The 19,180-nt window shown below is 34.0% G+C and carries 22 protein-coding genes; 19 read left to right on the plus strand and 3 right to left on the minus strand.

The window, feature by feature from the left end; all coding sequences use genetic code 11:
- Positions 1 to 197: 197 nt before the first annotated feature.
- The 10 genes from BK585_RS04710 (at position 198) to BK585_RS04750 (ending at position 7,051) form a co-directional block, all read left to right on the plus strand.
- Complete coding sequence (locus BK585_RS04710) at positions 198 to 389, plus strand: hypothetical protein (protein ID WP_078552214.1); 192 nt, start codon at positions 198 to 200, stop codon at positions 387 to 389.
- A 3-nt stretch (positions 390 to 392) separates the two neighbouring features.
- Entirely contained in the window at positions 393 to 1,439 is a 1,047-nt protein-coding gene (locus BK585_RS24295) for a hypothetical protein (protein WP_078552216.1), read from the plus strand.
- Between the two features lie 5 nt (positions 1,440 to 1,444).
- Positions 1,445 to 1,861 carry a hypothetical protein gene (locus tag BK585_RS04720; RefSeq protein WP_078552218.1) on the plus strand — a complete coding sequence of 139 codons (417 nt, stop codon included), beginning with the start codon at positions 1,445 to 1,447 and terminating at the stop codon, positions 1,859 to 1,861.
- 59 nt (positions 1,862 to 1,920) lie between these two features.
- Positions 1,921 to 2,532, plus strand: coding sequence for a pentapeptide repeat-containing protein (locus BK585_RS04725; protein ID WP_078552220.1), 612 nt, complete (start codon positions 1,921 to 1,923; stop codon positions 2,530 to 2,532).
- A gap of 368 nt (positions 2,533 to 2,900) precedes the next feature.
- Positions 2,901 to 3,962, plus strand: a complete 1,062-nt coding sequence (locus BK585_RS23655) for an HNH endonuclease signature motif containing protein (RefSeq protein ID WP_139367496.1) — start codon at positions 2,901 to 2,903, stop codon at positions 3,960 to 3,962.
- 15 nt (positions 3,963 to 3,977) lie between these two features.
- A complete protein-coding gene (locus BK585_RS04735; protein ID WP_078552222.1) occupies positions 3,978 to 4,427 on the plus strand; it encodes a YrhA family protein in 450 nt (149 codons plus the stop codon).
- Between the two features lie 179 nt (positions 4,428 to 4,606).
- The gene (locus BK585_RS04740) at positions 4,607 to 4,921 is read left to right on the plus strand and encodes a contact-dependent growth inhibition system immunity protein (protein ID WP_078552224.1); all 315 of its coding nucleotides are present in this window, start codon (positions 4,607 to 4,609) and stop codon (positions 4,919 to 4,921) included.
- Positions 4,922 to 5,277: 356 nt separating this feature from the next.
- Positions 5,278 to 5,436, plus strand: a complete 159-nt coding sequence (locus BK585_RS23910) for a hypothetical protein (protein ID WP_170885471.1) — start codon at positions 5,278 to 5,280, stop codon at positions 5,434 to 5,436.
- Positions 5,437 to 5,540: 104 nt separating this feature from the next.
- Positions 5,541 to 6,647, plus strand: a complete 1,107-nt coding sequence (locus tag BK585_RS24375; RefSeq protein WP_245805779.1) for a polymorphic toxin type 28 domain-containing protein — start codon at positions 5,541 to 5,543, stop codon at positions 6,645 to 6,647.
- 2 nt (positions 6,648 to 6,649) lie between these two features.
- Positions 6,650 to 7,051, plus strand: coding sequence for a contact-dependent growth inhibition system immunity protein (locus BK585_RS04750; RefSeq protein WP_078552226.1), 402 nt, complete (start codon positions 6,650 to 6,652; stop codon positions 7,049 to 7,051).
- Positions 7,052 to 7,385: 334 nt separating this feature from the next.
- On the opposite strand, the gene BK585_RS04755 is transcribed toward BK585_RS04750, so the two are convergent.
- Positions 7,386 to 8,012 (minus strand): YndJ family transporter, encoded by a 627-nt coding sequence (locus tag BK585_RS04755; RefSeq protein WP_245805780.1) that lies wholly within the window; start codon positions 8,010 to 8,012, stop codon positions 7,386 to 7,388.
- 529 nt (positions 8,013 to 8,541) lie between these two features.
- On the opposite strand from BK585_RS04755, the gene BK585_RS04760 reads away from it, so the two are divergent.
- The 7 genes from BK585_RS04760 (at position 8,542) to BK585_RS04790 (ending at position 13,943) form a co-directional block, all read left to right on the plus strand.
- The gene (locus BK585_RS04760; protein WP_078552228.1) at positions 8,542 to 9,021 is read left to right on the plus strand and encodes a hypothetical protein; all 480 of its coding nucleotides are present in this window, start codon (positions 8,542 to 8,544) and stop codon (positions 9,019 to 9,021) included.
- A gap of 220 nt (positions 9,022 to 9,241) precedes the next feature.
- Positions 9,242 to 10,750, plus strand: a complete 1,509-nt coding sequence (locus tag BK585_RS24380) for a DNA/RNA non-specific endonuclease (RefSeq protein WP_245805781.1) — start codon at positions 9,242 to 9,244, stop codon at positions 10,748 to 10,750.
- A gap of 14 nt (positions 10,751 to 10,764) precedes the next feature.
- A complete protein-coding gene (locus tag BK585_RS04770) occupies positions 10,765 to 11,223 on the plus strand; it encodes a DUF600 domain-containing protein (RefSeq protein WP_078552230.1) in 459 nt (152 codons plus the stop codon).
- A 364-nt stretch (positions 11,224 to 11,587) separates the two neighbouring features.
- Entirely contained in the window at positions 11,588 to 11,719 is a 132-nt protein-coding gene (locus tag BK585_RS24580; protein WP_281248872.1) for a hypothetical protein, read from the plus strand.
- A 70-nt stretch (positions 11,720 to 11,789) separates the two neighbouring features.
- A complete protein-coding gene (locus BK585_RS04775) occupies positions 11,790 to 11,969 on the plus strand; it encodes a hypothetical protein (RefSeq protein ID WP_078552232.1) in 180 nt (59 codons plus the stop codon).
- A 364-nt stretch (positions 11,970 to 12,333) separates the two neighbouring features.
- Positions 12,334 to 12,774, plus strand: a complete 441-nt coding sequence (locus tag BK585_RS04785; protein ID WP_078552234.1) for an SMI1/KNR4 family protein — start codon at positions 12,334 to 12,336, stop codon at positions 12,772 to 12,774.
- Between the two features lie 689 nt (positions 12,775 to 13,463).
- Positions 13,464 to 13,943 (plus strand): hypothetical protein, encoded by a 480-nt coding sequence (locus BK585_RS04790; RefSeq protein WP_078552235.1) that lies wholly within the window; start codon positions 13,464 to 13,466, stop codon positions 13,941 to 13,943.
- A gap of 95 nt (positions 13,944 to 14,038) precedes the next feature.
- On the opposite strand, the gene BK585_RS04795 is transcribed toward BK585_RS04790, so the two are convergent.
- Together BK585_RS04795 and BK585_RS04800 are read right to left on the minus strand one after the other, a co-directional pair.
- Entirely contained in the window at positions 14,039 to 14,446 is a 408-nt protein-coding gene (locus BK585_RS04795; RefSeq protein ID WP_078552236.1) for a hypothetical protein, read from the minus strand.
- Positions 14,447 to 14,551: 105 nt separating this feature from the next.
- Positions 14,552 to 15,490 (minus strand): YndJ family transporter, encoded by a 939-nt coding sequence (locus BK585_RS04800; RefSeq protein WP_078552238.1) that lies wholly within the window; start codon positions 15,488 to 15,490, stop codon positions 14,552 to 14,554.
- Between the two features lie 137 nt (positions 15,491 to 15,627).
- Between BK585_RS04800 and BK585_RS04805 the strand changes: the two genes are divergently transcribed.
- Together BK585_RS04805 and lexA are read left to right on the plus strand one after the other, a co-directional pair.
- Positions 15,628 to 16,617: an HNH endonuclease gene (locus tag BK585_RS04805; protein WP_078552240.1), complete on the plus strand. Its 990-nt coding sequence runs from the start codon at positions 15,628 to 15,630 to the stop codon at positions 16,615 to 16,617.
- Positions 16,618 to 16,712: 95 nt separating this feature from the next.
- Positions 16,713 to 19,139 carry a transcriptional repressor LexA gene (lexA, locus tag BK585_RS04810; RefSeq protein ID WP_078552242.1) on the plus strand — a complete coding sequence of 809 codons (2,427 nt, stop codon included), beginning with the start codon at positions 16,713 to 16,715 and terminating at the stop codon, positions 19,137 to 19,139.
- Positions 19,140 to 19,180 lie beyond the last annotated feature (41 nt).

Consider the following 19,180-nt stretch of genomic DNA (forward strand, 5'->3'; position numbering starts at 1 on the left):
AAAATATGGAAATTATTACTATAGTCTCTCACTTTATGTACTCTTTTGTTTTATATTAGGAGTAACTATTTTCCAAAAAAGAGATTCCTTGAGAAAGGAATCTCTTTGGCATAAAGCGGGGTGGGAATTTGTCTCTAATTGATATACGAATAAAAGAAATACTTCAAGCCACCAGTTAGCTAGAGAAACAAAGGTCAATGATTTCTTCTGCAAGAGGAAATATAAAGGGAGTATCGAATAGTTTAGATAGGAAAATTGCAGCAAGGCGCAACATAGGTGGTCGTCTAGATGAGGTTCAACGTGCTCTTCATGACATCGAACAACAACTAAAGGCTCTTGAGAAGTTTACGAACCAATCAATGACCGCATACTCAAACAATGAAAGATAACTAGTGAGTTTAGCGAAAAAGTATACACTCTCAAGAAAGTCCGTCAAATCAAAGAATTGGAATGCGTTTAAAGGAATTAAAGTCAAGTTCTCGGCTAAGAAACAAAAGATACGGAAGAGTGTAGCTAAAACCACTAAAGATATTACAGCCATCTTCCGAGTACTTAGCACGATGTACATCAAAGCCAAAGTAAAAAGTGTCTATAATGCAACGATTAATGAACCCTACAATGGGAACACACAATCGACCATGCTGAATACACAAAATGTCAAAGACGACATGTCTGAGTATGTCTTTAGTAATGACTACTTAATGGATAAATCTCAAACCTCCTTTCCAATAGATGAGGAGGAAGCTCTTAAGCGATACCTAAGCGATCCAACCAACTTAGAACGGAAATCATTTATTGCCTCATCTGAAATCGAACGACCGGTACCTCATTTTGAGGACTATCGAAAAGTATTGGGCAATCCAAACTCAAAAGCAAATATGCATACAGCTGGTCACCTTTCGAATGCGGTTATTAATTTTTGGGCAGATGATGTCATCACTCTAGTCGACAAAGAAGCCAGCCTAGGAGATAAAGCCCTTGCGGCTGGATTTATTCTAGTTAGACCTGCAAAAGTGGTAGATAAAGCTTTAGATTTAAACAAGGCGAGGAGGCTTAATAACTCTAGTAGCCCAAGCAATACTCCATCTCCAGAACCTAAAACTCAATTGACAGATAAGCGTAGTACGGATGTAAATAGTGCACAGACTTCAAAGAATAAGGTTAAGGGTAAAAATGTAGATGATATATTAAAGGATGCTACTACAGGTAGAGCAACTAAAGGAAGAGCAACACAATATGATAAATCAGGTGGGTATAATCAAGCAATGGATGATTTTAATAATATGGGTGTTACTAATATTAGAGAAATACCTAATGGTAGGGTTGGTACATTACCAGATGGAAGAACAGTTAGTGTGAGAAATAAAAGTTCTGATGGTAGACCAACACTAGAGATTTTCGATGGTAAAAATTCAATTAAAATACGTTACGGAGAGTGAATAAATTGAATGAGAAATGGGAGAGGTATGAACCTACTAAGGGTTTATCTAGAAAATATTATATTGACTCTATCAAAGATAGTATTAATTGTTTTCAAATTATTCTTTCCGATGATTATGATGGGAATAATAAGGTCGAAGTGTTATTTAAAGACTCAGTACATGCATATAGAAGTACTGAGGAGAGCTTTAATCTAAAGATGATGAATAGTATAGACGAGAGCTATGGAACAGATTTTTATTCAAACTGGACATTTTTCAAAGTGGAAAATTCTGAATATATTCAATGGATTTCTGAACAGTCGTATGGTATTTCAGACTCGCAACAGTTATTGCATTTTTGCTTTATTGCAAGTGACTCAATATTAGATGTAATTGCTGCTTACGAACCAAGAGTACAAAAAATTAGAGAAAATAGATAACAAGAAAAATAAAGCTATTTTTGAAGGAAACCTGATACGTGCGCTCCAAGGAGGTTAGTATGAATACTGATATCAGAGAAATTATCGTTCAATTAGAGTCGCACCGTCTTTGGACTGAAACTATTGGGGAACAAGGAGAAAAACTAGGTTTAGATGAGATTGATTTGCGAAATGTGTATTTGTCTCCTTATCCACTAGACCAAGCGTATATAACAGATTGTATCTTTGATGGAATGGATTTAAATAACAAGGATATTTCGTCATCTTTACTATGTTCATCAACTTTTATATCTGCAAATTTAGAAGGAGCAAATTTTGGAAAATCTAATGTCTCGTATGTGGACTTCACAAATGCCAATATTAAATCTGCTAGACTTGCTGATAGTGAATGTATTGAAACCGTGTTTGCTAAAGCAGATTTATCAGAGGCTAATTTAGTAGCTGGTCTTTTCGATGAGGCTGATTTTCGTAATGCAATTTTATTAAATGCTGATATAAGATTAGCAACGTTTGAAAGTGTATTGCTAAACGGGGCTATATTAACTGGCATTCGTGGAATAGAAGAGGCTTTTATAAAAAGTATTAATATAGGAACTGCAGAAAAACCAATAATTTTAATGGGTGAAGAAGCTAGGAAATGGTTACAAAATAAAAGTTTGAACAATGAGTAGAATTTAAGGAATACACTAAGCGGTAAGCAAATTCTATTCACAACTACGCTCATAAACTTTCAAAAGGTTTATTCCAACTTTGCATGAGTTAGGAATAAACTTTTTTTCATATAAAGAAATCAAAGGAGAAAATAAAACAGAAAAAAATCACAATTGATAGGAATGGACTTAATGATGCTTTATATAGTCAAATATATTTAAGGTTTTATTTTTACTAGAGATGGTCGTATAATACTCCCGTCAAATCAAAGAATTGGAATGCGTTTAAAGGAATTAAAGTCAAGTTCTCGGCTAAGAAACAAAAGATACGGAAGAGTGTAGCTAAAACCACTAAAGATATTACAGCAATCTTCCGAGTACTTAGCACGATGTACATCAAAGCCAAAGTAAAAAGTGTCTATAATGCAACGATTAATGAACCCTACAATGGGAACACACAATTGACCTTGCTGAATACACAAAATGTCAAAGACGACATGTCTGAGTATGTCTTTAGTAATGACTACTTAATGGATAAATCTCCAACCTCCTTTACAATAGATGAGGAGGAAGCTCTTAAGCGATACCTAAGCGACCCAACCAACTTAGAAGGGAAATCATTTATTGCCTCATCTGACATCGAACGACCGGCACCTCATTTTGAGGACTATCGAAAAGTATTGGGCAATCCAAACTCAAAAGCAAATATGCATACAGCCGGTCACCTTTCGAATGCGGTTATTAATTTTTGGGCAGATGATGTAATCACTCTATTGGACAAAGAAGCCAGCATAGGAAATAAAGCCCTTGCGGCTGGATTTATTCTAGTTAGACCAGCAAAATTGGTAGATAAAGCTTTAGATTTAAACAAAGCAAGGAGGCTTAATAACTCTAGTAGCCCAAGCAATACTCCATCTCCAGAACCTAAAACTAAATTGACAGATAAGCGTAGTACGGATGTAAATAGTGCACAGAATCCGAGTAATAAGGGTAAAGATGGAGATGATTTTGTAGGTGTATTAAAAGGTGAAAGTGTTCACCTAAAAAAAGTGAAGATGGAGCAAATAATATATACAAAACGACCGCCCGAAGATACGCTAAAACTTCGTAAAGAATTCAATAATAGTGTTAGAAAAAATTATCTTAAAGATTTTGCAAATGACCCTATTAAAGTGAACCGACTTACTAATGCAGGTCTAACAGAAGTTGACATTGCAAGAATGAAAAAAGGTCTAACACCAGAAGGATGGCAGGTTCATCATAAGCTACCTCTGGATGATGGTGGAACAAATGCTCATGATAATTTGATTCTTATAAAAAATGACCCTTTTCATAAGGCAATAACTAATAAACAAAATGAATTAACAAGAGGATTAGAGCCGGGGCAAAGTAAAACAATTAGCTGGCCAATCCCTAATGGAAATATTTATCCGCCAGAAAAGAATTGGTAGGGAGGGAATAATTGTATGTGGGAGAAAATGGTTAGTGAGATACAAAAAATTGAAGAAAGTTTTGGGAGTAGTCTAAGAAGACCTGCTACTAGTAATGAAATAAATAAAATGAAGGAGAATATTAAAGTTCAATTCAACGGATTTTTATTACCTGATAGTTATGTGAATTTTCTAAAAAAGTTGAATGGTTTAGATTTTAATGGTTTGGTTATTTATGGTGTCGATAATGCTTTCTTAGATAATAAAATTGAAAATATTGATGGTTTTGTCGAGATAAATGAAATATGGCATGAGAATAATTGGCAAAAACAGTATCTTTTCTTCGGTGATTCTGATACTGCTTGGTATTGCTATGACTTGGAAAATAAAATATATTTAGAGCTCGATAAGCCATCAGGTACGGAAATGAATTCTTTTAATAACTTTCAAATTATGTTGGAAGAAGCACTGTCTTCAAGAGTTTGATTAATAGTTACCTTTAATAAATCCAAAATATGTAGTTTTACCTAAGAGTCAGTTATTAAATCATTTAATTATTGAATTAAAAATGCAGATGAAGATAGCCATGAACAAGTTCGAGTAACTTTTTCAAGGCTTTTTTATTTTAACAGGATATCCTGTTAAATAGAAAGAAGGGATAGTTAATGGATGAAACTTATGATTACTTAGAGGAATTGGAAGATTTTTTTGGAGGAACATTTCATCAAGACATCAATTCTCCAGAACAAGCATTAGAGGAGTTTATAAAAGAAGCTAGTATAGAATGCCTGCAGTATACAATAAAGGATTGTGAAAAGTTTTTGAATAGTAAATTAACAAAACAGGAGAAAGAAAGTATTATTCAAAATAATGCCGAAGTTTATTTTTCAGCTCTTAAATTAAACCCATTACAGTGGCTAAATAATATAGTAGAGAAATTGAAAGAAGGAGTTAAAACAAAATTAAATAAAAAATTTTAATTATAACCTTGAATGGTTATATGCCTTTCAGGGCTTTTATAATATAAGTATAATTCATTTGTGGGCAGAAAAGACAAATATTACTGTTTGAGTATTTTTATGAAACCTTGTTTGGCGCTATGCTATAAAAGGTTTCTTTTTTTACAGCTAAGCCTAGTTCTGAATAAAACGTCACTCCTACTTCCATATTCGGGTGGCACCACCCGAATAAGACATAAGAATCATCACAAAATATGGAGATTATTACTATATTCTCTCACTTTATGTACGCTTTTGTTTTATGCTAGGAGTAACTATTTTCCAAAAAAGAGATTCCTTGAGAAAGGAATCTCTTTGGCATAAAGCGGGGTGGGGATTTGTCTCTAATTGATATACGAATAAAAGAAATACTTCAAGCCAACAGTCAGCTAGAGAAACAAAGGTCAATGATTTCTTCAGCAAAAGGAAATATAAAGGGAGTATCGAATAGTTTAGATAGAAAATTGCAGCAAGGCGTAACATTGGTGGTCGTCTAGATGAGGTTCAACGTGTACTCCATGACATTGAACACCAACTAAAGGCTCTTGAGAAGTTTACGAACCAATCAATAACCGCATACTCAAACAACGAAAGAAAACTAGTGAGTTTAGCGAAAAAGTATACACTCTCAAGAAAATCCGTCAAATCAAAGAATTGGAATGCGTTTAAAGGAATTAAAGTCAAGTTCTCGGCTAAGAAACAAAAGATACGGAAGAGTGTAGCTAAAACCACTAAAGATATTACAGCCATCTTCCGAGTACTTAGCACGATGTACATCAAAGCCAAAGTAAAAAGTGTCTATAATGCAACGATTAATGAACCCTACAATTGGAACACACAATCGACCATGCTGAATACACAAAATGTCAAAGACGACATGTCTGATTATGTCTTTAGTAATGACTACTTAATGGATAAATCTCAAACCTCCTTTCCAACAGATGAGGAGGAAGCTCTTAAGCGATACCTAAGCGATCCAACCAACTTAGAACGGAAATCATTTATTGCCTCATCTGACATCGAACGACCGGCACCTCATTTTGATGACTATCGAAAAGTATTGGGCAATCCAAACTCAAAAGCAAATATGCATACAGCCGGTCACCTTTCGAATGCGGTTATTAATTTTTGGGCAGATGATGTCATCACTCTAGTGGACAAAGAAGCCAGTATAGGAGATAAAGCCCTTGCGGCTGGATTTATTCTAGCTAGACCTGCAAAAGTGGTAGATAAAGCTTTAGATTTAAACAAAGCAAGGAGGCTTAATAACTCTAGTAGCCCAAGCAATACTCCATCTCCAGAACCTAAAACTCAATTGACTGATAAGCGTAGTACGGATGTAAATAGTGCACAGATTTCAAGGGATAAGGGTAATGGTAATGGTAATATTACTAGAGCACAACAAAGAAACCTTGAAACTTTAGACAATATAGAAAAAAAACATTTAACAGACAAAGATTTTTCAGGAACTTTAAGAGACCTACAAGGTAATCCTGTTCCTAAACCTGGTGGGGGATATTGGAACCATCTTCAAGAAATGCAGGATTCATATAAAGGACTGGTTAAGATAAAAAAAGGGTTAGAAGGTTCGTTAAATAACCCGAACTTAGATGCTGCAACAAGAAAAGTATTACAAGATGGTTTGGATAAGGCTAATAAAAACATAAAAAAAATAGAAGACTTATTTGAACCTTTTGGAGGGATATAAAGATGAAGATAAGGGATATTTATCAATTGCCACAGGAAGAAGTCCAAGAAGACTATGCATTGGATGAATGGTATAATACATTAATAAATAAAGATATTACAGAATTAGATATTATTGATTTATGTAGAATGATTAAACAGAATATTTTTATTCAATTAGCAATAGATAAAGCAATAGGGTTTCTTAAGCTTAATCCTCTAGAAGGTGATGTTTATGATGGTCAGTTATTAGAGGTACTATTTTCTGTTGATATGGAAAAAATTACTGAACAAAAGGAACCACTAAAAGAAGTACTTATGGACGTAAAAGAAAATGTAGAAATGGATAATTTTATGAGTGATGAGGACTTTAATGAATATAAAGACTTAGTAGAGAAATTTTTAGCTAAAATAAACTCACACTAAACTTATACTATTACCTTGATTGGCTACATGCCTTTCAAGGTTTTTTATTTAAATCAACACCATTGGGAAAGCTGACGTATAAGAAAGGTTGCGGTTGCATTGACATTTTAATAAAACGACCATATTTTCTTACTCGATTTACATTTATATGAAATTAAAAATCGTGGGGAAAAGGAGTCCATGGCGACCCGGTGTTTCTAACAACTATTCAACCTACCCTTCTTTAACATGCATATCTTAAGGACTTGGTAAAAATATTCGTTTTATTACACATCAGTCAGTCGCCATAGATTTGACAAGTATATCAATTCAATTGGTCCGGTTATATTTATAATTAAACACTAAGTTCCATCCTACCAACCCAAATAGAACAAATCCAAACGCATGTAGTGATCCGTAATATAGGTATCATATCCATAATGGTTACAGAGAAATATCGCTTCAATATCCGATAACTCATAGAAACGCCACTGATACTGTAAAAAGCAAGTGAAGAGATGGTTAGCATTAAGTTGCCATAACTCTTTCTCTTGCTTTTTCTTATTTTCATAAGGAGATAGGCGCTATAGATGACAATATTACAAGCAAAGATGCTTACACCTATAATCTCCAGTGGTTTAGAGACAACAATCCCAATGGCAATCAAAATCGGTCCGATGATATCAATGATAACTAACAAGCTATACCAACTTTTCTTCACCATGATACGTCCAAGCATTCCTATAAAGATAGGAACAATAGCAGAGGAAAAAAGAAAATGAACGGTGTTTAAAGAACTAACAGTGGGATCAACTAGAAAGGTTAGCTCATATTGATAAAGGGTAAACCAAATCCCTCCTATGAAAAGGTAAATTAACCCCGCCCCAATTGCGATTTCTTCTATCTTTTCTTTTTTCTCTAAAATGAGAAGCACCCCATATAAAGCGAGTAAGAAAGTAAATAAAAACCACGCAAGAGACAAAGAACCTGAAATCGCACTAGTTCCCGTTTCCCAGGTTTCTCTTCTTATCCAGTTAGAGCTGGAACTTCATTCTATTACATTCAGAAAGTTTTTCCAAAATAAATTCCCCACCCAAATAGGTAATACTTTAAAAAGGTCAGGACAGGCACTAACTTTCTATTTAATAGGGCTACACTTTTATACATACATGACAATTCCCTGCACCCTAACACTTAAAGCAAAATTCTTTAGCTTTGAAAAAATCGATTCAAAGGTAAGCCAAGAATCAGATATCTTTTTTGGGGGTCTGTATCCTGGTATTCATTAATAGTTTCATAAATTATACATATTCATAAAAATTTATTCAATAATTACAAAAAAACTATTCACTTCAATAATTTTACATGAAATAATGACACATATATCCAAAAGGCTAAGTTATATCATAATTGATATTAGCCAGTGTGATCTCATTAACTTATGGGATATGAAGTTAAAGTACAATATTTAATAAATTGATTTTTATTAAACAGCAAGGGGGAAAAAGGTTATGTTATTAATACAATTAGTTACACTAATTTTTTTAACCACTATTGTAGAACCGCCAGATTGGGTTGAAACAGAATATAGAGTATTTGTTTATGATAGTTCCATAGAAGTTAATGGTTATATCGAAGCAACTGACGAACCATTTACCTATGTTCATTATGTTAATTATGGCACGCCGTGGTCACCGGATTATAAAGAAGAAGCAATATATTTTCCTTGGAAAGAGTATGAAGACGAATTACAGGATCTACTAAACTCGGGAGAAATTGTTTCTATTAGTTACAGTAATAGGCCTAACCAAGAAGAAGATTTTGTGATTTCCATAACAGATAACAAAGAAACTAATCTTCAGGTATATAATTTCGAGGATTTACTAGACTTTGTGAATGATGAGGAGCAAACGAAAAACTATGTATATATATTGGGATTCATTATATTGTTTATTCTAGTACTGTTAGTAGTTAAACTATTTAAAAAATGACATTGATTAGAATATTTCTAGTAATAGGGAAGTAACGAAGCATGTTTCGGGTGGTGCCTGGCACGCCCTGAATAAGACATAAGGACTACCATATAAAATGGAAATTATTACTATAGTCTCTCACTTTCTGTACGCTTTTGTTTTATGCTAGGAGTAACTATTTTCCAAAAAAGAGATTCCTTGAGAAAGGGATCTCTTTGGCATAAAGCGGGGTGGGAATTTGTCTCTAATTGATATACGAATAAAAGAAATACTTCAAGCCAACAGTCAGCTAGAAAAACAAAGGTCAATGATTACTTCTGCAAGAGGAAATATAAAGGGAGTATCGAATAGTTTAGATAGGAAAATTGTAGCAAGGCGCAACATAGGTGGTCGTCTAGATGAGGTTCAACGTGCTCTTCATGACATCGAACAACAACTAAAGGCTCTTGAGAAGTTTATGAACCAATCGATGACCGCATACTCAAACAACGAAAGAAAACTAGTGAGTCTAGCGAAAAAGTATACACTCTCAAGAAAGTCCGTCAAATCAAAGAATTGGAATGCGTTTAAAGGAATTAAAGTCAAGTTCTCGGCTAAGAAACAAAAGATACGGAAGAGTGTAGCTAAAACCACTAAAGATATTACAGCTATCTTCCGAGTACTTAGCACGATGTACATCAAAGCCAAAGTAAAAAGTGTCTATAATGCAACGATTAATGAACCCTACAATTGGAACACACAATCGACCATGCTGAATACACAAAATGTCAAAGACGACATGTCTGAGTATGTCTTTAGTAATGACTACTTAATGGATAAATCTCAAACCTCCTTTCCAATAGATGAGGAGGAAGCTCTTAAGCGATACCTAAGCGATCCAACCAACTTAGAACGGAAATCATTTAATGCCTCATCTGACATCGAACGACCGGCACCTCATTTTGAGGACTATCGAAAAGTATTGGGCAATCCAAACTCAAAAGCTAATATGCATACAGCCGGTCACCTTTCGAATGCGGTTATTAATTTTTGGGCAGATGATGTCATCACTCTAGTGGACAAAGAAGCCAGCATAGGAGATAAAGCCCTTGCGGCTGGATTTATTTTAGTTAAACCTGCAAAAGTGGTAGATAAAGCTTTAGATTTAAACAAAGCAAGGAGGCTTAATAACTCTAGTAGCCCAAGCAATACTCCATCTACAGAACCTAAAACTCAATTGACTGATAAGCGTAGTACGGATGTAAATAGTGCACAGACTTCAAAAACTAATGGTAATAATAATGGTGCAAAGCCTTATGTTAATAACCCATATAATAATAAAGGAGAGTTGAAACCGAATATAAAATATAAGTCGGGTGAGTACAATTATTCTTATGAGACTGATAATTTGGGAAGGATTAGTAAGTTTGAGACAGATAATTTGCAATTAACAAAAAGAGAAAATAGATTAAATCACAACCCTAATACACCAGGAAAACAACCAGGAGATCACGCAGGGCACTTAGCTGGTGATAGATTTGGTGGTTCACCCGAATTAGATAATTTAGTATCACAAGCTAGCAACATTAATCTAAGTCAGTATAAAAAACTAGAAAACCAATGGGCTGCAGCTTTAAAAGAAACACCACCTAAACAAGTAACAGTAAATTTAGAAATCAAATATCATGGAAATAGTACAAGACCATCATCGTTTAATGTACATTATGAAATAGATGGAGAGCGGTTTATTAAGGATTTATTTAATTAAGGAGTGTGATATATATGAGCAAGAACTTTGAGGATAAATTTAGTGAATTACAAGCAGACATGGTTGCCATCTGTTTGGAATATGTTGAAAATAGAGCAGAAAAAATATTTATATACTGCTCTTTTGAAGCGAGAGTTATTTCTAGTGACTTTTTTTATTGTATAAACGGAAAAGTTGTTAGAAAACATAAATTAAATGATGCTATTAGTAATCCAAATGATTTTCATTATGATACTTCTGGTGAACGTCAAAGTGGAGTTCTAACTATCTTAATTAACAACATTAAGGAAATGATTAACCTCTGTGATGAATATAATAGAGAAATGCCATCAGAGATTAAGTTAATTTATAGTGTTGTTAATAATAGTCTGAGTGCAGATTATAAGTATGATATGGTGTATTCTAACCACCCTGAAAAAACAGCAGATGATATTTCCAGGGAATGGTTTGAAGAAATACAATCTACTTTGTAAAAAGAAACCTTGATTGGCTCATGCCTCTCAAGGTTTACTTATTTCAATGGCTACCTAGTGCCGAATAAACCGCATTTACCTACCGAAAGAGATAACCCATATAAGCCCTTTATGATGTATCCAGAAATCCTTTAGTACGACAATCGCCATCAAACGTTTGATTTATATAAAGTATTCTACTGTTTATAGCATTATAAATACACAGGGTATGGCATACCTTTTGTGTAGGTGTCCTTAGAGGGAGTCCAATTGGCAATAATAAACGAGGTAAACCACTGTATAATCTTAAAGTAGTAGTAGATGAAAACGGAAATGTAACAACAGCATTTCCATCAAACTATACTCCATAATAGGGGGTGGGAAAATGGGATTAAGATTTTGTTTAGCTAATAACATGGATGAGGCAGCAACAACCAGAGAGGTTGCTGATATTGAAGATACATTGCTAGAATTAATACGAAAAAAAATACAAGAATATCTTTTCACCTTATGTTGAACAGCTTTTAGCATTTGACCCATACGGAAATAAAGTTTTAAATAAACAAGAAATTGTTCAAATATACGAGATGAGTAATCGCTTAATTGAAATACTTAGTGAAAAAGAAACTAGCGAGTATTTAAAAAAAGAGTTTAATAATATTACCTATTTGGAATTTGCTGATTTAAAAGATTTTGTCAATGAACTTTATATAATTTCTAAAAAGGCAATAAATGAAGAAAAAAATATTGTTGTTGTAGGAGATTGATACTAACCCTTAAGAGAAATTACTTTCACTCTTAAGGGTTAGTAAACTTTATTTTTGGAATTTAGGGCCTAGTAAAATGCTGTTCTTCTGTGAATAGATATAACGCTCGTCCATAGTTAACCCTCTTGTTTTTATTTCCTATATCGTGTTTATAAGAATTGCTTGATAAGTTTGCAGGTTAAGGTCAACCGCTACCAAACGGTAAAAAAGAAAGAATAGACTTTGGTAAACCAATAGGTAAATACTATGACACTAAGACTGGACAATTATATAGACTAGTAGAAGAATTACACATAGCACCATGTGGAAGATGGAAGAACATTAATGCTAGTACGAAAAGATTTACATCAGGAGGTAAAAAATAATGAGCTATGAATTTATTAAGGCAAACCAAGAAAATAATTTTTATCTAGTGACTGAAAATGAAATAAAAGAAGTTGAGAAGGAACTCGAGATAAAATTTCCTAAGGAGTTAGTTACTTTTTATATAGAGGTCGGCTACGGATTTATTAAGGGTTCAGAGTTTAACATTAATCGTATTATGGACCCATATTCAGTAAGAGATTTCCGATTAAGAGTTAATGACTATGAGTTTTATCCCGACATAGAAATCTATGATGAATTTGAGAATAACAAACTTATATTTTTTGAAGGAAGCGAATCAGCTTTAATGTCAATAGAATTAAACGAAAATACTAATAGTGCAGTTTACTATTATGATATTCAAATTGCGACTTCTCTTGAAGAATTTTTAAGAAAGATACAAGAAAATGATAAATATTACTTGGAGTTACTAGTTGATTAAAAAACATAATAAAATTTATACCTTGATTGGTTAAATACCTTTCAAGGTTTTTTCGGGTCGTGGCACCACCCGAATGTTAAAATGATAGGTATATAGCTGGATGAGTAGGAGTGATGAAAATGGATATCAAACAATTCTTGCAGGAAAATAACTTAGCTAAATATATCGACCGTTTTGAATGCTGCGCCACCAAAACTTGTATTTCTTGAAATGATAACTCATGCCCATCATCCGTCTCCATCTCAAGAATATTCGTTAACAACTAAAGCCGCTTCCTATTCGACAAATGACTCATATAAGAACCCCTAAAAATGATCTATTTAATAGGGCTACACTTTTATACATACATGACTATTCCCTGCACCCTAACACTTAAAGCAAAATTCTTTAGCTTTGAAAAATGCGATTTAATGGAACCCAAGAAACAGATATCCTTTTTTTGGGGGCTGTATCCTGGTATTTATTAATAGTTTCATAAATTATACATATTCATAAAAATTTATTCAATAATTACAAAAAAACTATACACTTCAATAATTTTACATGAAATAATGACTCATATATCCCAAAGGCTAAGTTATAATCAGAATTGATATCAGCCAGTGTGATCTCATTAACTTATGGGTATGAAGTTAAAGTGCAATATTTAATAAATTGATTTTTATTAAACAGCAAGGGGGAAAAAGGTTATGTTATTAATACAATTACTTACACTAATTTTTTTAACCACTATTGTAGAACCGCCAGATTGGGTAGAAACAGAATATAGAGTATTTGTTTATGATAGTTCCATAGAAGTTAATGGTTATATCGAAGCAACTGACGAACCATTTACCTATGTTCAATATGTTAATTATGGCACGCCATGGTCACCGGATTATAAAGAAGAAGCAATATATTTTCCTTGGAAAGAGTATGAAGACGAATTACAGGAGTTACTAAACTCGGGGGAAATTGTTTCTATAAGTTACAGTAATAGGCCTAACCAAGAAGAAGATTTTGTGATTACTATAACAGATAACAAAGAAACTAATCTTCAGGTATATAATTTTGAGGATTTACTAGACTTTGTAAATGATGAGGAGCAAACGAAAAACTATGTATATATATTGGGATTCATTATATTGTTTATTCTAGTACTGTTAGTAGTTAAATTATATAAAAAATGACATTGATTAGTGTATTTCTAGTAATAGGGAAAGTAACGAAGCATGTTTCGGGTCGTACCAGTGGTCGACCCGAACCCGGAAATTCATGATAAGATTTATTGAATTACTTGTAGTTCCGTTACCTCTAGTAGAAATTGTTCCATAATTCGAACGGTGACTTGGACTTTACTCCCAACTCTAATATCAGATATCGTTCCCTCTCTATCACCTACAAGTATCTTCGTATTTTTTGTTAGTTCGACGTGACGTTCCCTGGTTTCAACTCGATACCGTTTATGATATTCTTCTAATCCAGGTTGTGTTATGGAGGAAGAAAGATTCAACAATGCAAGGGTGTATAGTATTTCCTCACCATCATGATAAAAGTCGAGATGTTCACCTAAGTCGAATACCTCACCTGAAAATGAGAAATACTCTTCGTCAACAGGTTCTTTTTCGTATAAATCACCTGCGCAACCCGAAAGGCTAAGCAGAAAAGTCAATGCTAATAATGCTCTGAACATATACCCTTCCTCCCCTATGGCATGTCCCTCTTAAATTTTGTAACTACTCCCATTGTAATCTTTTGAATATGTCTTACCCAGGTAATAAATATTACTTATTCTTCTTCAATCAACACGTTTGTATTGATAGTGAAATACCAAAATCCATCCCACCAACCCAAATAACACAAACCCAAACGCATGTAGCGAACCATAGATAGGTATCATATCCATAATGGTTATCGAGAAATACCGCTTCAATATCGGATAAGAAATAGAAACAACAATAATACTGTAAAAAGCAAGCGAAGAGATAGTTAGCATTAAGTTACCGTAACTCTTTTTCTTGCTTTTTCTTATTTTCATAAGGAGATAGGCGCTATAAATGACAATATTACCGGCAAAGATGCTTACACCTATAATCTCCAGTGGTTTAGAAACAACAATCCCAATCGCGATCAAAATTGGTCCGAGGATATCAATGATAACTAACCAGCTATACCAGCTTTTCTTGACCATTATACGTCCAAGCATTCCGATAAAGATAGGAACAATAGCAGAGGAAAAATGAAAATGAACGGCGCTTAAAGAACTGACCGTAGGCTCAACTAATAGAAAGGTTAGTTCATATTGATAAAGGGTAAACCAAATCCCTCCAATGAAAAAATAAATTAACCCTGCCCCGATTGCGATTTCTTCTATCTTTTCTTTTTTCTTTAAAATGAGAAGCACTCCATATAAAGCGAGTAAGAAAGTAAATAAAAGCCACGCAAGAGACAATGACCCTGAAATCGTACTATTTCCTGTTTCCCACGTTTTATTGCTCATCAGAGAAACTAAAGAAAGTATGGCTGTAGGGAAATGCAGAACCTTAATGAAGAAATAAATCTTTCTTTGTAGCTTTGTTTGTTCATTGGAATCTATTAAAATGATGATGAGTGGTAGTATCACAAAAAACGCAAACACTAAAAATTTCTCTATCAAACTGAATTGGAAATAATCGAATGTAAAGATAACAAAACAAATGATGCCTCCAATGATAGTTGGGAAAAGTTGATTGTTCATTTCAGTAGTCCTTTCAATATAACCGTGTAGAATAAGTATACTCTTAATAGTTAGCGAAAGTCTAAAAAATTTCGTCCTTAAATATGAGATACTAGTCGGTGTATGAAGGAAGATTATAAACAAGAAGGGGTAAGTCAATGGGTCATAAACTGAGGGTAGGGGAATTACAAGAAACCTATTTAACTGATGAAGAAATATGGAGGATATTTACGATTGTTTTATCAAGTAAATCTGTTAAATCATCTACATATAAGTACGCTCTAGTTAAAGCACTAATCGAAAACTTATATCAGGTCAACGAGCAATATGAATTATCTTATGACCAGTTGGCTTATTCATTTACTAAAATTTATTGGAATTTAATTGTTAACCATGAGTTAATTCACCAAAATGCAGGGAAAAGTGCAAGAGTTGTTACCATTATCAAAGAAGAGCAAACAAAACATGGTATCCCTTCTGATTTCAGCTTTGATAAGATTGATGAAGCCGTTCAATTAATATTAGTTAAAAAAGTAAAAAGTATAATGAAGATAAATGTCTATGGTGCGCTATATGGAGATACGCGAGGGAGTTTTTATGCGTTCGATCACCAACGAGAGTATTTTAAACTAAATCCTGTTGTATATCATTTTATGCTTAACTATCAAAGGTTAATTGTTAATTTAACAAATTATCATATGGCTGTCATGATAGAGGCTTTAAATGAAGTACCTAGCATTAATTATTTGCTGGGTAAAGTAGAGAGATTAGCTGAGCGCTCGTCATTACGCCCTTTTGAAAAGTTACTACTTCAATATTTTGAAAAAACTTGTTTTTACTGTGGGAAAACATTATCTAATGCCAAAAGGGAGACACATGTTGATCATTTCATCCCATGGTCCTTTGTTCAATCTGATCATATATGGAACCTCGTTTTGTCTTGTAGCCATTGTAATAGTTCAAAGAGTGATAAGTTACCGGAAAGGGGTTATCTTGAGTTTATTATTAACCGGAATAATAAATTAGTCGAAAAAAAAGAAGACCCAAAAGTCGTCAATATGATGACCAACTATAAGGATAAAAAAATTATTCTGCTTTATGATTACTCTATAAAGAACGGTTATGATACTATTTGGACTCCGTCCTAAGGATTTCCGTCATTTTTTGTAAAAACAAGTAATATTTCCTGTTATAATGGTAATATATACTTATAATTAGTTCGGGACGATTGTGGAGGTAGACTATGAAACTTAACATGGAACAGAGAAGGATTGTAGAGCTTGAACCTAATGGTCATATGATGATAAAGGGTGTTGCGGGATCTGGAAAAACAACGGTTTCAGTTCGCCGAATTTCGTTTTTGCACGAACGTTATTGCCATGAGGAATCTGATAATATATTACTAGTTACCTATAATAAAACGTTATTGAATTATATCAAGTACCAATATGACAAAATGAAAGAAGATGAGCAACAGCTTGAACTCTTCTTCAAGCCAAATGGTGAGATTGCGATTGTTACGATCGATAGTCTCATGTTTAAATATTTCAGCCGCTATTTAACTAGAGTGAAGAAAAAATATGAAATCGCAACCATTCAAATGGAGAATCAAGTGATGATTAAGGCGATTCATCAGTTGAAAGATAAATACCCTACCATTAAAGTGCTATCGCCAAAATATAGTTATTTTTTACTAGATGAAGTCACGTGGATTAATGCTTGCAACATATTTGATGTAGAAACGTACCAGAATATTGACCGGGTTGGACGTACAACTGGTGGAAGTGGGACACCGCAAAAACTAACGAAAAACTCAGAATTAAGAGCGGCTATATTTGAGTTAATGGAGACCTTTAATCATTTACTTGAACAACATGGCTATATCACGTTTAAAAAGATGAATTTACTAGCTTTAGAAGAGGCGCAGCAAATGAATCATGGGCGCTATACTCATATTATTATTGATGAAAGTCAAGATTTGACGAAGGTTCAGCTTGAGTTTTTAAAGTGTATCTACAATGATAAAGGTCATTCCTCCATTATGTTTGTGGCTGATAATACACAGAGCATTTACTCCCATTCCTGGCTAGGGAAAGGGCGACCTTATACAACGATTGGCTATGACATGAGCGGGAAGTCAAGAATGCTGACGAAAAATTATCGAACAACAACTGAGATTTCCACTGCAGCATATGGATTAATTGAGCACGACACCAATATTAATAGTAATGTTGATTTTGTTAAACCATCGCTAATTGACCGACATGGGCATGCTCCTATCTATCAATTCTTTCAGACGAGTGCTAAACAACTGGAGTTTTTAGTTGATGAAATTACGGTACTACTGAATGATTATAAGCCTCGTGAAATTTGTATTGTCGCCAAAGAAAAACGTCTCATTGAGAGTGCTAGTGAGGGATTAGAGAGTGCTTCAATTCCATGTGAGATTTTAAACAACTCGAGTTCAAACTTTGAATCTGAAAAAGTAAAACTAGTGACGATGCATTCAATTAAGGGATTAGAGTTTAAAGTTATTTTTCTCATTGATATAAATGAAGGGGTTATGCCTAATGACCGCCTTTATGATTTCGATGATGATGACATGCTAGACTCGGAAGAACGGAAATTACTGTATGTAGGGATGACAAGAGCAAATGACCTTCTTTACATATCATCTGTAAGAAAGCCATCGAAGTTTATTAAGGAAATTAGTAATGAGCATCTTAGAATGAAGCGAAATTGTTCGTTAAGACCTTTTCAGTCGATTGGTATTCAGGATTATCAACTAACGAATCAAATTATTGATATTAATGCAAAAGAAGAAGTTATCCGGCAGTGGTTGGTAAAAGAATTGACGAGTACGTATGGCTATCCTTTGGAGTTGATTCAACTGGAGTTTGCTGTGCAGCAATTTTCCAAAAGAGGTTATGTAGATATTGCTGTTAGTATTTTTATCAAGGGCGAACCAATCCCTTATATTTTTGCTGAGATAAAACGGTTTGGGACAGGCATTGATGGGGCAACCGAACAATTACTCTCTTATATGGAAGCTAACTCTTCGGTACGTTATGGGATTGTCACGGATGGAATGGAAGTAAAATGTATCGATCGCCAAGGGGAAATTCTTACTGACCTTCCGAAATGCCAGCCTCATTTTTTACCAGAAACAAAGGATAAACGGATATACATGAATTTAAAAAACGGTAAAAAATACACGTATGCCACAGAGCTAGATGATGCAGAGAACGTTGAAATTAGTGATGCAGACAGTGATTTGTTTATTGAGTATGAAATGAAAACCAATGTACCTCTCATTGGAAATGTGGCTGCAGGTATACCCATTACGGCAAACGAACAATTCGAAAGTACGATAGCCCTACCAAATGATTGGATTATCTCCCCTAACGGAACCTTTGCTTTAACAGTTACAGGAGATAGCATGGTAGGAGCAGGAATTGACAAAGGAGACAAAGTTATCGTCAACAGACAAAACACCTCATCCAATGGAGACATCGTCATTGCCATCATTGACCAAGAAGCAACGATGAAAAAATTCATGCTCATGGGAGACTCCGTCCTACTCATCTCAGAAAATAGTAAATACGAACCGATTCAAATGAAGAGGGAAGATGTCATTATTAATGGTAAGGTAATTGGGGTTTTGAAGTGAAGGGTTATTCATATTAGAATGCAGATTTATAATATGAAAAA

Origin of the sequence: Bacillus alkalicellulosilyticus (assembly GCF_002019795.1) — a bacterium.
Lineage (GTDB): Bacteria > Bacillota > Bacilli > Bacillales > Bacillaceae_F > Bacillus_AO > Bacillus_AO alkalicellulosilyticum.